Raw genomic sequence first — 14,386 nt, 5'->3', positions numbered from 1 at the left:
CCATTCCGATACATCACTGTCCGTTAATGGACAAATAAAAACGCAATACATTTTGTAACAATTTGATTTTAAGGCAAATAAATTTACTGGCACAGTTTAAGTTATTTAAATAGCAGTCGGTCTTACTGTGAAAGAATATTTAAAACTATGATAAAGAATTACATCAAAATAGCCTGGAGAAACCTAAAGCACGACCTTAGCTTCTCTGCATTAAATATATTGAGTTTAACCATCGGTTTAACTTTTAGTTTGCTGCTGTTTTACTACGTCAAAGACGAGCTAAGTTTTGATACATATCATGAAAAAGCAGATAGGATTTATCGAATAAATTCAGAATTGGTGGAGCCCGACAAATCAGACCTCGTCGCTATTTCTCCAATGATAATGGCTCCTGCTCTGAAAACGGATTATGATGAGGTAGAACACTCCGTCAGACTTCTAGCGGGAAATCAAAAAACGCTATTGAAAAACAATGGTCAAGAGGCGTATATAGAAAAAGTCTTTTTTGCCGACAGTAATAGTTTCTCCGTTTTTACTTACCCGTTTATAGTGGGCGACCCAAAAACTGCTTTGATTGAACCAAACAGTATTGTTCTTAGCAAATCCACCGCTTTAAAATATTTCAGCAGACCTGAAGACGCCCTAGGCAAAGCCTTAGAAGGAGAAGGAACCGATGTGTATAAAGTAACAGGCGTGATGGAAGATGTTCCTGAAAACTCTCACGTATTGTTTAATTCTCTCATTTCTATTTCTTCACTTGAATTTCTCAGAAGTGGAAACGGACAGTGGGGTAATTTTGGAGCAATGACCTATGTTCTTCTAAAACCAGATGCGAATGTCAATTCTTTTGAAGATAAGCTAGCAAACATCTATCCTACTTATCAAAAATCAATTTTTGAGCAGTTTGGAGTAACTATGAATTACAGTGTAATGCCCATAGCCGACATTCACCTAAAAAGTAAGCTTAAATACGAGCCTGAACCACTTGGAAATATTAACTACATCTATACTTTTTCTACCGTTGCTATTTTACTGTTATTGATTGCCTGTATTAATTACATGAATCTTACCACGGCACGCTCAGCCAGAAGAGCAAAGGAAATAGGAATTCGTAAAGTTTCAGGGTCTGTTCAGGGGCAGTTAGTCGCTCAGTTTCTAACAGAATCCATGATGCTTTCCTTTATCTCTTTTGCCTTAAGCTTGGCATTGATAGCTATTCTTCTTCCCTCTTTCAATGAGATTTCAGGTAAATCATTTACCTTTTCTTATATTCTACAGCCTTTGACGTTGCTTTATACATTAGGCATAGTGCTGTTTGCAGGTTTTATTGGAGGAAGTTACCCAGCGTTTTTCTTATCTAAATTCAATCCTTTGGCAGTTTTGAAAGGGAAATTATCCAAAGCGTCTTCCAATGCAGGCTTACGTAAAAGTTTGGTAGTGGTTCAGTTTACTGTTTCTATCGTTATGTTGATTTCTACTTGGATAATTTACAATCAGCTTAATTACTTACAAAACCGTGATTTGGGCTATGATAAAGAGAATATTTTAGTGCTTTCACTGCCATCTGTAGATAGCCGAACCGCCAGCACCTTAGACTATATCAAAAGTGAAGCTATTCAAAGTCCTAAAATCAAGGCTGTGTCTACTTCTTTTTACACCCCGGGCACCACTAATCAAAACTATAATTTATTTGAAGTAGAAACTGACGAAGGTTTTAGTTCTCAAGGAATTGATAATTTTGGTGTTGATGAAAATTACTTAGACAACTTTGGAATGGAATTAGCCGAAGGCCGAAACTTTAGACTAACAGACAGACCCGACTCCTGTATTAATGTTTTGGTAAATCAGGCTTTTGTCAAAAAGATGAATTGGGGCACTAATGCTTTAGGTAAAAGAATCAAAAACCAAGGTAATGATGCTGAACCTTATCTCTATGTGATAGGTGTGATAAAAGATTTTCACATGCGTTCCATTTACAATCCTATAGAGCCACTCATGATGACCTATACACATGATAATGGCTCCATGCAATTTAAAATAGAAGGAGATGACTTTGCAAATTCAGTAGCATATATTGAAAATATTTACAAAAAATCTTTCCCAAAAGAGCCAATGGAATACTCCTTTGCCTCAGAAGATTTTAAAACTCAATTTGAAGCTGACCAAAAGCGTGGGCAGCTGTTTTCTACTTTCTCAGGACTAACTATTATTCTCGCATTTTTAGGGCTTTTAGGCTTGATAGCCTACACCACACAGCAGCGTAAAAAAGAAATAGCGGTAAGAAAAGTAATGGGAGCAGAGAGCCATCAAATAGTCTTTTTACTAGCCAAAAACTTCATGATTCTAGTTGGTGTCTCTTGCCTAATAGCCTTCCCGCTTTCATACTATTTCCTAGACCAGTGGTTAGATTCTTTCACTTTCAGAACTTCTATAAACCCTATGGTCTTCGCTTACTCAGCCTTGATAATCTTAGGACTCACCATGCTGGCTGTAGCTTATCACTCTATAAAAGCCGCATTAGGAAATCAAGTGAATGCTATGCGGATAGAATAAAAATTTAGAATTATGATAAAGAATTACATCAAAATCGCCTGGAGGAATATTTGGAGAAACAAACTTCACTCATCCATCAATGTATTTGGCTTGGCCATCGCTTTTGCTATTAGCTCTATTCTTTTCGTGACGGCGTATTTTCAGCTAAGCTTTGATTCGTTTCACAAAGAAAGCGGTAGCCTTTTCAAGGTTTCAAAGTTTTCGATGACAGAAGATGGCGGCCAGTTTTCTAGTCAGTTTCCTCTTCCTTTTCTTGACGCTGTTAAAGCCGATATTCCTCAAGTGCAGAAAGCAGCACGAGTTATTTATGGACGTGACGAGCCATTATCTACTGAAAACAAAAAGATAAATAGGATTGTCACACGAGTTGACGCTGATTTCCTTCAGATATTCAATTTTAAAATCATTGATGGTGATGCTCAGAATGCTCTTCCTGGTATTGAAAACATTGCTTTAACACGAGGCACAGCCATCGCCTTATTTGGTACTGAAAATGCTATTGGCAAAGAGCTTAATCTTGGTGAAAGTAATGGCCTTATTGTTTCCGCCATTTTGGAAGATTGCCCTAAAAACTCAAGCATACAGTTTCAAGCCTTAGCTCGTATTGAAACCTTTCCTTCTTACCAAGAAAATCAAAACAACTGGTCTTCTGGAGTTGGTAATGTTTTCGTAAAAATTGCCGAAAGCTCAAACCCAGCAGCACTTGATGGCTCATTTGATGCTTTTGTAAGCAAATATTATGCAGATGAGCTTGCCGAGTTAAACTTGGGAAAAAGCGATATTCCGGAAGGTATCAAACCTATTAATTTGAAGCTCACCAACATCGAAAGCATACATTTTAGTGGTGAAAGAAGTACTCCCCTTTTCTTAATTTACACCTTGATTATCTTAGGAGTTTTCATTTTACTAATAGCCTGTATTAATTTCATTAGTCTAAATCTGGCAAATTCATTTACCAGAGCAAGAGAGATTGGTGTACGTAAATCATTAGGAGCATTTAAGGGCCAAGTCTTTTTCCAGTTTTGGTCAGAAGCCTTAGTGATATACTTCATCGGTTTTGTTCTAGGCATATTTTTAACCTACCAACTCTTGCCTATTTTCAATGCCAGAACAGATGCCAATGTAGGCGTAAACACACTCATTCAACCACAATTCTTAGGTAGAATGAGTTTGATTTTCTTGGTCGTAACACTGATAGCTGGTGGCTATCCCGCACTAAGAATTTCTGGGTCAAACATTATCGATGTTTTAAAAGGAAAGCTCTCCAATGGTAAACCTAGTAGAGTAAGAAATACACTTTTAGTCTCGCAGTTTGCTATCTCTACCTTCTTGATTTGCCTGAGCTTTATTGGAAGTAAACAGCTCCATTTTCTTCAAACCAAACCTATCGGTTTTGACAAAGAACAGGTATTAAGTATTCCAGTAAGTCCTGACCAAGACGGTCAATTGGTTTTAAAAAGACTAAAAAATGCTCTAGTTTCTAACCCAGAAGTGCTCAGTATCTCTGGTACGGGCATAAACTTAGGAAGAGGCTTAGACCTCATAACCATGCGAAGTACCTCAAGTTGGGACTATTTGGATAAAAACATCAATATGGATTGGATTTTGACGGAAACGGATTTCCTCAGAACCATGAATATTCCCTTGGTAGCAGGTAGAGATTTTAACGAAAACAGCATTTCCGACAGGGAAACGGGTCTTATAGTAAGTGAAAGTTTTGTCAAAGCCATGGGAGAAACAGAAGCTGTTGGTAAATTTATTGGTGAAAATTCGGAAGGTAAACCTTATCAAATTTTAGGTGTCGTAAGCGATTTTCATTTTTTCTCGCCATCAGAAGAGGTTTTACCAATTGCCATGCACTTATCCGATGTTGAATCTGTTCAATACCTCTTTTTGAAACTAAAATCTGAAAACCTTATCGCAAGTGTTCAGAAGATTGAAAACACATGGAATGAGGCCACAAATAAAGCTGAATTCAAGGCCTCCTTTGTAAACGAAAACTTAGAGGCTTGGTATGAGGGTGAACGTCTTATGACCGACCTTTTTAGCTCGGCTTCTAGCATTGCCATTTTTCTTTCTTGCTTAGGCCTTTTTGCCCTTTCATTATTAACGATTCAGCTAAGAACCAAAGAGGTTGGCATCAGAAAAGTAATGGGAGCATCTGTGAGCGATATTGTTAAGATTATCTCTTTTTACTTTATTAAACTCGTGTTAATTGGTCTAATAGTGGCTTTACCTCTGGCATGGTTTGCATCAAATGCATGGCTAGAAAACTATGAATACCGAATTAGCCAAAACCCTTTCATTTTTTTGGCGGTGGCCTTATTAGTTACGTTAATTGCTCTGGCAACGGTTAGTTTCCATACTATAAAAGCCGCTTTGATGAATCCGGTAAATTCATTAAAATCGGAATAGTCTCAGAGTAAAGGAAAAATATAAATTCGCTCAATCCCCGAGGCCCTGAGCACAATGCTTTAAAAAATGCTTAAAAACTACATCAAAATAGCCTGGAGAAACCTTTGGAAGAATAAAATTTACAATGGACTTAACATCGTTGGACTTTCTATCGGTTTGTGTAGTGTACTGTTTGCTCTTACTTTTTGGAGTTATGAGCGTAGTTTTGATAATTTTCATAACAAAGGTATTTATAGGGTTACCACCAGTAGCATAGAAAACGAAGGTGAACCGCACAAAACTTCGGCAGGAACAGGGCAGGTTCAAGGGCCTGCATTTATGAAAGAAGTACCTGAGTTAGATTCTTATGTGCGTGTTTGGGGTGGAGACATCATGAATGAAGTGCGGTCTGGTGAAAATATTTTAAACCTTAATACGCTCTTTGTAGATGATAACTTCACCACATTTTTCAATTTTCCTCTTTTAGAAGGTGACAAAGAAACAGCTTTAAAAAAAATCAACTCTGTTGTGATTTCTGAAGATGCCGCCATGCGTCTTTTTGGAAAAAAAGAAGGTTTAATTGGCGAATTGGTCTACCTTGATGCCGAACCTTCCGCTAGACGCTTAGGTGGAAAACCACTTGTAGTAACAGCAGTGGCAAAAAATGCTCCTCAAAATTCTTCCATTAATTTTGACATTTTACTCTCATTCCGTTTTGCCCAATTATCATTTACCGACGCCAACTGGCTCAACGCATACCTCGGTACCTTTGTCAAATTTGACCCCAAAACTAATACGGAAGCTATTGTTCCAAAACTTAATGCAGTTTATGAAAAGTATGCTCAAGCACAGCTGGCGGAAAGTGATTTTGACCCAGAAATTTTCTATGGCCTTCAGCCAATTAGGGACATGCACTTAAATTCTTATTTGAGTGAAAACAGCTGGAGTATGCATGAGGGTGGCACCACAAATGAGAGCGTATCGTCTTATTCTAATCAATTTTTGGGCATAGCCCTATTTATTTTTTTATTGGCTCTATTTAACTTTATTAATATCAGTATCTCCGCCACTTTACCACGAATGAGAGAGATTGGTCTCCGGAAAATGGCAGGAAGCAGTATTACGGGCATTTATGTTCAGTTTTTATGTGAAACGGCTCTTTTGACCCTGTTTGCCATTGGCTTTGCACTTCTTTTACTCATGGGACTTATGCCACAGTTTACCACGCTTACGGGCGTACATGTGCAATTTTCCACTTGGCTGACCTTAGAAAACATCATTTTACTAATAGCCATTTTAGGTATTACTTCGTTTTTAGCTAGTTTTTATCCCGCCACATATTTTGCTAAAATAACGTCGAAACAATCATTATTTGGAAAGAACAAATCGCCAAAATTATTGGCTTTTGGGCGTGTGCTACTTGTTTTCCAATTTGGCATTGCTTTTATTCTGGCATTTTTCTCTATTACCTACTATGCTCAAATGAAGTTTATGAACACTAAAGATTTAGGGTTCAATGCTGACAATATCATTAAAGCAGAAATTAAAGGAGATAGAAAAAGTGAACCTATCAAACAATTTCTAGAAAACGAATTAGCCACCATCCCACAGTTTAAGGCGGTTACTTTTGGAGGTACTTTTGGTTATGAGGGTGACCCTACAATAATAGCAGGTAAAAAAGTGAATGCTATCTATCGTTCAATTGACCAAGGTTTCCTTTCTGTCATGGGATTAAGTCTAAAAAGCGGTAAGAATATTCCCAATGGGCAGAGTCATGAAATTTTAGTCAATGAAACTTTTGTTAAAGAAGCACAGCTAGAGCAGCCAATTGGAAGTAGGTTAAAATTATCAAATTCTATAGACGAAAATCAGAAGTATTACACCATTGTAGGAGTTATAAAAGACTATCATTTTGAGTCTTTAAGAATGAAAATTAAACCACAAGTTTTGGCGTATATTCCAAGGCATTCGAGCGAGATTCTCATTAAAGCTGCCTCCCTAGGTGGTTTTTTACCAAAATTCGAGGCGATTTATAAGAAAGCCATGCCTCTAGCGGCTTTTGAATATGATTTTTTAAGTGAGAAGAATAAGCAAGAATACATAAGGGAGGCTCGTTCGCAGAAAATTCTTGGAGTCGCTACTATTCTAGCAATTGTCATTTGCTGTATGGGTATTTTTGGTCTTTCTCATCTAAATGCCTCCTATCGTATCAAGGAAATTGGCATAAGAAAAGTATTGGGAGCAAAGGTTTCTGAAATCACCATTTTACTTTCCTCGGGCTTTCTGAAACTAATAATTTTGGCTATCATAATAGCCAGTCCCATAGCCTATTATTTAGTTAATTCTTGGATGCAAGATTTTGCGTATAGTGTAGGTTTTATGTGGTGGGTCTTACCATTAGTTACCTTTGGAGCATTAAGTATCACCATGCTCACGGTTGGTTTTCAAGCTATTAAAGCAGCACTTGTGAGCCCAGTGAAGAGCTTGAGGTCAGAGTGAAGAAATTTATTCTTTTTTCAGGCGAACGTTTTGTCCGACATGTCCATTATCGGACAATAAAAGTTTACTTGAAAGGGTTTAACTAGTTGGTATATAGTATTTTGTCTCTTATGGCACAGTTTAGGATTAGTTTATGGAAATTAATGAAATGTAGCTGATATGCTAAAAAATTACATCAAAATAGCCTGGAGAAACCTTATTAAACACCCTTCCTATTCCTTTATCAATATTTTTGGATTGGCTTTGGGTATGGCGGTTGCTATTCTCATTGGGCTTTGGGTTCATGGCGAGTTAAACTTCAATAGCAATTTTAAAAACGCAGATAGAATAGGCCAGTTCTGGCAACATCAAACTTTCAATGGACAAGTTAGTACAGGCACAGCTATCCCTCGCCCGCTAGAATTTGAGCTTAGAAATAACTACAACGACTATTTCAAGCATTTGGCGATGAGTTCTTGGACAAATTCTAGGTACTTGAGAGTTGGGGAAAAGACGATTAAAGCAACTGGAAATTACATGCAACCCGCAGCTACAGAAATGTTGGATGTCTCAATCATTGAAGGGCAACAAGATGGACTTCAAGAGCTCAAGTCAATCATGATATCGAAGTCAACTTCAGAGGCATTGTTTGGCAATGAGAACGCTATAGGGAAAATAGTAAATGTAAATGGCTTCACTGATGTTGCTGTCACAGCTGTTTATGAAGATTTTCCGTTCAACTCCAGTTTTCTTGAAACAAAGTTTATTATTCCATGGGACCAGTTTGTTGCTGAAAGAGAATGGGTTCAAAATTCCATTGATAGCTGGGGAAATAACTCTTTTCAATTATTTGGACAAGTTGCTAAAGGTCAAACCGTGCTTAGTGTTTCAGAGAAAATAGCTAAGGCAAAGTATGATGCAGCTGGTGAAAATTTTCACGAATACAACCCAACCCTACAACTCCTACCTATGAAAGATTGGTACTTAAGAAACCTCTTCGAGAATGGTGTTCAGGCTGGAGGCAGAATTGAACTTGTATGGTTGTTCGGTGTCATAGGAGCATTTGTGCTGTTTTTGGCTTGTATTAATTTTATGAATCTTAGTACCGCAAGGTCGGAAAATAGAGCTAAAGAGGTAGGGATTCGTAAATCAATTGGTTCTTTTCGTTCGCAGTTGATCAATCAATTTTTAAGTGAATCTGTACTCGTTGTATTCCTCTCTTTCATTATTGCCATTTTGTTAGTTTTATTATTCTTACCAGGTTTTAATAATTTAGCAGATAAGCAAATCGTTTTTCCTTGGTTTAACCTTACATTTTGGGCAATCAGTTTTGGCTTTATTCTATTTACTGCATTGCTTTCTGGAAGTTATCCAGCTTTATACCTATCATCATTTAGCCCTGTTAAGGTACTTAAGGGTACTTTCAAGTCAGGAAGGTTTTCTGCTTTGCCGAGGAAAGTATTGGTTGTAATGCAGTTCACAGTATCCATTGCTTTAATTATCGGAACCTCTGTGGTGTTGAAACAAATAAATTTCACGAAAGATAGGCCAGTTGGCTACGCAACAGAAGGCTTAATTCAAATATCCGCCATGTCCAACGAGTTTACAGGAAAGGCTGATTTTATGCGAACTCAATTTTTGAAGAGTGGTGCTGTAGAAGAAATGGCAACGTCAAGTAGCCCCTCAACTGATATATACTCCAACAGGTCTGGATATAGATGGGACGGCAAAGAGGAAGGCTTTCAAGAAGACTTTGCTTGGACAGCAATTTCTCCGGAATACATGAATACTTTGGGGGCAAAAATAATTGCAGGTAGAGATCTCAATCGAGAAATGTCAAGCGATTCAAATTCGGTCTTGGTCAACAAAACTTTTCTGAGCTACATAGGAAAAACAGATGTAGTAGGAATGCAATTGAGAGATGATGATGATGAAGACCCAAGTCCCCCGTTGACTATTGTTGGAGTGGTGGACGATATTTTGGTTCAATCTCCTTATGAGCCTGTAAAGCAAGCAATTTACGTATGCGGTTCAGATGATGACGCCAGTTTTTATAACCTAAGGTTGAATCCTGATAAATCAGCATCCGACAATTTGGCAACCATTGAAGGTGTATTCAAAAAGCACTTCCCTAATATCCCTTTCGAATATCAATTTGTAGATGAGGAATATGGGAAAAAGTTTGCCATTGAAGAACGAATAGGTTCTTTGGCTACCGTTTTTACCGTTTTAGCAATATTGATAAGTTGTCTCGGCCTGTTTGGTTTGGCATCATATGTAGCAGAACAACGCACCAAAGAAATAGGAGTAAGAAAAGTGTTAGGAGCATCAGTGAGTAACCTATGGGCAATGCTTTCAAAGGACTTCGTTCTTTTAGTTTTCATTTCAATTTTAATCGCAGCTCCCTTGGCTTGGTTTGGAATGGATACCTTTTTGGCAAGATATACCTACAGAACAAATATGGCTTGGTGGCTATTTATCGGTGCTGGCTTGGGAGCAGTACTTATTACTTTATTCACGGTAAGTTTTCAGGCTATAAAAGCGGCATTGAAAAATCCTGTACAGAGCTTAAGAAGTGAATAATTTTACGAATTGCGATTAACAAACAATTAAAAGAATCTTGTTTTGATATGGTAGTAATCTATTTTAGCTCCATAACGTCATGTCAATAAAGAAAGCCAAAGAGCCAAAGCGGAATAGTATTTAGGGTGTTCGTTCCAAAATCCTTTTTGATGTATTCAATCATTATAGTGGTTTTAGCAGTACCGCTAGCTTACTTAATACCATCATCTGCAAAGGCTAATCTATTTACCCTTTTAAAGGTATCTAAATCGCTTTGGCTGTTTATTATTATAATATCGTAGTGATTTGTCTACAATTCTTCCAAGATATTGTATGTTTTTCACGACAAAAATTCCATTAAATTGAATTTCGTTTTAAGTTTATTGAAAGAATACCTCAGTAGAGAGGAACTAATAGACCTTTAAAGTATCAACCTATATTAAGGGTAATGTAGTTTTTTAAGAACTTCGCTGATAGTGACCCCGCTAGGAATCGAACCTAGATCTAAAGTTTAGGAAACTTCTATTCTATCCATTGAACTACGGGGCCTATGACAACGGTAAAAGTAGAAATTTCCTTAGAGTAATGTTAGTCTATCCGCCTTAAATTCCTTGTGAATTGGCGTTTTGTAGCGGTTTTTATTTTAGGAATAGTATAGCCTTTTCTAAAGGTGAACTATCAAGGGAAATATTAATATGTGATTTAAACTAATTCTTATTTGTGCCAAAGAATTTAGTAAATTGAAACTAGAAGAAACCGTTATGTCTAGAATACCGTTTCTTTGAAAAACTCAATTAATTTCCCTTTTCATGAGCCCTGTTTTAGAAAAGTTTTTAAAAGTTAGAAACCTCACAGAGCAGCTTTGTGCTAACCTAGAAATAGAAGATTACGTCTCACAAAGTGTAGCGTTTACGAGTCCTCCAAAATGGCATTTGGCTCATACTACTTGGTTTTTTGAAGAAATGATTCTTCAGAAATACCTGAAAGACTATTCAGTCTTTGATAAGAGTTATAGGTTTCTGTTTAACAGTTATTACAATTCCATAGGCGAGCGTCTAAATAGGGGAGAGCGAGGGCTAATCACAAGGCCAAGTGTGGATATGGTTTATAAATATAGAGTCGCTGTAAATCAGCAGATGGAGCTATTACTTCAGGGGAGTATTCCAAAGGAAGTATTGGAGCTGGTTATACTTGGGATTAACCACGAGCAGCAGCATCAAGAGCTACTATTGACAGATTTGAAATACACTTTCTCAAGAAACCCAACCTATCCTGAGTGGCAAAAGGAGCCTTTGATTAGCTCTAAGAACCAATCTCATTCTTGGCTAAAGGTTTCTGAAGGCGTTTATGAGATCGGTTTTGACGGAAACGGTTTCTCTTTTGATAATGAATTAGGTAGGCACAAGGTATACCTCAATGATTTTGAAATTGCCGATAGCTTAGTGACCAACGGAGATTTTATTGAGTTTATAAACGACGGAGCTTATCAAAAATCAGAGTTTTGGCTTGACGAGGCTTGGTCATGGGTAAAGGCTAATAATATTGAAAAACCACTTTACTGGTATAAGGCAGAGGGCAAATGGTTAAATTACACATTGGCAGGTTTAAAAGAAGTTAACCCTGATGAGATTTTAGCCCACATTTCATTTTACGAAGCGGCTGCCTATGCCTTATGGAAAGGCTGCAGATTACCCACAGAGTTTGAATGGGAAATTGCTTGTGATAAGTTTCAGTGGGGCACACGTTGGGAGTGGACCAACTCTGCATACTTGCCATATCCAAAATATGAAATAGCTGACGGGGCAGTAGGAGAATACAATGGTAAATTTATGATAAACCAAATGGTTTTGAAAGGAGCCTCCGTTGCTACATCTGAAGGGCATAGCAGAAAAACGTATCGTAATTTCTTTCATCCTCAAATGCAATGGCAGTTTTCAGGAATTAGATTAGCTAAATAACACAATGAGTCAATTTGAAAAAGATGTGAAAAATGGGCTTTCACAATCACCTAAGTACCTCTCTTCAAAATATTTTTATAATAAAAGAGGCGATGAACTGTTCGTTCAAATTATGAATATGCCGGAGTATTATTTAACTCGGGCAGAATTTGAAATCTTTAAAGAACAGACTAATACCATAATAGAAGCACTTGGTGTAACACCCGCTTCGTATTTTGAACTGGTGGAACTAGGGGCGGGAGACGGTACCAAAACCAAGGAGTTATTAAAGGTATTGGTCAATCAAGGCTTCAGCTTTGACTATGTTCCTGTTGATATTTCTTCAAATGCTTTGACAAAGCTGCAGCATTCTCTTCATGAAGAAATGGCAGAGTTGTCTGTCAAAACCAGGCAAGGAGATTATTTCCAAGTTCTGGAATCGCTAAAGTCAACAAATACACCTAAGATCGTACTTTTTTTAGGTTCAAATATTGGGAATTTGAAAGATGAGGAAGCTCATCAGTTTATGAACGAACTCGCTGAGGTTTTAAATGCTGGGGATAAGTTATTTCTAGGAGTTGACCTTATTAAGGCCGAGGAGGTAGTATTGCCAGCCTACAATGACAAAGCAGGAATTACAAAGGCTTTTAATTTGAATCTTTTATCTAGAATAAATGAAGAGTTAGGTGCTAATTTTGACATAGGAAGCTTTAAACATCAGCCAGAATATTCAGAGGATGTTGGCGTGGCTAAAAGTTTTTTGGTAAGTACCAAAGCTCAAACTGTCAATATTAATGGCTCTGGTACTTTTAATTTTGAAGAAGGCGAGAGAATTCACACAGAAATATCTAGGAAGTATAATGATGAAATCATCGCTAAAATAACAAGGCATACGAAATTCCAAGTTCAAGAAAAGCTGCAAGACAGTAATGGCTATTTTGCAGACTATATTCTGGTGAGAGACTAGCGTTTTAGTCTTCTGTATCTTGATGTCCTTGCCAGTCGTATAATGGATTCTGTTTGGGGTCCCAGTTTGGGTATATAGCGAAATGCTTGCTGGTAAGTAGGTCAAGAAGGTTCTTTCTTAACTCTTTCAAGTTCTCCTTCTTACTTGCAGACACAAAAACGACATTTTCCATGTTCTTTGCCAAATAACTAGACTTAAGTCTTTCCAGGTTTTTTTCTAAATCTTCTTCGGTAGCTAAATGAGCGTCGAGCCCTTCTTCAGATTCAGCTTGATATAAATCTAATTTATTAAAAATAAGAATAGTTGGTTTGTCGGCAGCTCCAATGTCAGCTAGCGTTCCATTTACCACATCTATATGCTCTTCAAAAGACTTGTGAGAAATATCAACCACATGAAGAAGTATATCAGCCTCTCTAATTTCATCCAATGTTGACTTAAAAGAAGCTACGAGAGTAGTAGGCAGTTTTCTAATAAACCCTACTGTATCCGTCAAAAGAAAGGGGATATTCCCTAGCACAATTTTTCTAACGGTGGAGTCTATAGTAGCAAAAAGCTTATTTTCTGCAAAAACATCAGTTTTAGCTAAAACTCGCATTAATGTAGACTTTCCAACATTGGTATAGCCTACTAGAGCTACTCTAACGAGCCTGTTTCTTTCTTTTCTTTGAGTTAAAGCTTGTTTGTCAATTTTCTCAAGCTTCTTTTTTAAGAAAGATATTCTGTCTTTAACTATCCTTTTATCTGTTTCAAGTTCTTTTTCACCAGGGCCACGCATACCCACGCCACCTTTTTGCTTACTAAGGTGAGTCCACATTCTAGTTAGTCTTGGGTATAGGTACTGATACTGAGCTAGCTCTACCTGTCTTTTTGCTTGGTCAGATTTAGCCCTTTGAGAAAATATGTTTAGTATAAGAAGACTTCGGTCTAATACTTTGGTTTCGCTAAAGCTTGCCTCAAGATTTCTTACTTGAGAGGGCGTTAGGTCGTCATCAAAAATAATAGAGTCTACAGGGTTTTCTATTAACCACGTCTGTATTTCCTCTAATTTTCCTTTACCCACAAAAGTCTTATTGTCAGGCTTTGGAAGTTTTTGTACAAATGTTTTCTTACAAATAACACCAGCGGTTCTAGCTAAAAAGGCCAATTCGTCTAAGTATTCTTTAGTCTTTTCCGCGTTTTGGTCTTTATTTATTACACCTACAATGATGCATTTTTCTTTTTTCTTAGAGGTAGAGAATAATGGACTGTTTAGCAAATTTGTTCTTTTATTTGATGATGTCTAAGTTGACGTGCCAAATTTAAATATAAGAAATAAATAAACATAGATGTATTTTGTAAACCTCTGGTTTTAAGGTGGAAATAATATTTATTTTTTTTCAAGAGTCTAGCCAAGCTACAAAATAATCTTGTGAGGTTATATTGGCACAGTATTCGTAAGTAAACTATTCAAATCTGGCAATTTGCTGTATGTACGAGGTTTATAGTATTTCAGATA

General features: G+C 37.2%; 7 protein-coding genes and 1 tRNA gene. 6 read left to right on the top strand and 2 right to left on the bottom strand.

Annotation, left to right across the window (positions count from 1 at the left end):
- Positions 1 to 147 precede the first annotated feature (147 nt).
- The 4 genes from AADJ06_RS17275 (at position 148) to AADJ06_RS17260 (ending at position 10,008) form a co-directional block, all read left to right on the top strand.
- A complete protein-coding gene (locus tag AADJ06_RS17275; RefSeq protein ID WP_341227736.1) occupies positions 148 to 2,553 on the top strand; it encodes an FtsX-like permease family protein in 2,406 nt (801 codons plus the stop codon).
- A gap of 12 nt (positions 2,554 to 2,565) precedes the next feature.
- Entirely contained in the window at positions 2,566 to 4,968 is a 2,403-nt protein-coding gene (locus AADJ06_RS17270; protein WP_341227735.1) for an FtsX-like permease family protein, read from the top strand.
- A 66-nt stretch (positions 4,969 to 5,034) separates the two neighbouring features.
- A complete protein-coding gene (locus AADJ06_RS17265) occupies positions 5,035 to 7,446 on the top strand; it encodes an ABC transporter permease (protein WP_341227734.1) in 2,412 nt (803 codons plus the stop codon).
- Positions 7,447 to 7,605: 159 nt separating this feature from the next.
- Positions 7,606 to 10,008 (top strand): FtsX-like permease family protein, encoded by a 2,403-nt coding sequence (locus AADJ06_RS17260; protein ID WP_341227733.1) that lies wholly within the window; start codon positions 7,606 to 7,608, stop codon positions 10,006 to 10,008.
- Positions 10,009 to 10,464: 456 nt separating this feature from the next.
- Here the strand turns inward: AADJ06_RS17260 and AADJ06_RS17255 are convergent.
- Positions 10,465 to 10,536, bottom strand: a tRNA-Arg gene (locus AADJ06_RS17255).
- A gap of 260 nt (positions 10,537 to 10,796) precedes the next feature.
- Here AADJ06_RS17255 and egtB point away from each other — a divergent pair.
- Positions 10,797 to 11,945, top strand: coding sequence for an ergothioneine biosynthesis protein EgtB (gene egtB, locus AADJ06_RS17250; RefSeq protein ID WP_341227732.1), 1,149 nt, complete (start codon positions 10,797 to 10,799; stop codon positions 11,943 to 11,945).
- A 4-nt stretch (positions 11,946 to 11,949) separates the two neighbouring features.
- Positions 11,950 to 12,891: an L-histidine N(alpha)-methyltransferase gene (gene egtD / locus AADJ06_RS17245; protein WP_341227731.1), complete on the top strand. Its 942-nt coding sequence runs from the start codon at positions 11,950 to 11,952 to the stop codon at positions 12,889 to 12,891.
- A gap of 4 nt (positions 12,892 to 12,895) precedes the next feature.
- On the opposite strand, the gene hflX is transcribed toward egtD, so the two are convergent.
- Complete coding sequence (gene hflX / locus AADJ06_RS17240; RefSeq protein WP_341227730.1) at positions 12,896 to 14,146, bottom strand: GTPase HflX; 1,251 nt, start codon at positions 14,144 to 14,146, stop codon at positions 12,896 to 12,898.
- Positions 14,147 to 14,386 lie beyond the last annotated feature (240 nt).

It is taken from the genome of uncultured Arcticibacterium sp., assembly GCF_964021845.1.
In the GTDB taxonomy this organism is placed as follows: Bacteria; Bacteroidota; Bacteroidia; order Cytophagales; family Spirosomataceae; genus Arcticibacterium.
This window is presented reverse-complemented; position numbering and strand designations above follow the sequence as displayed.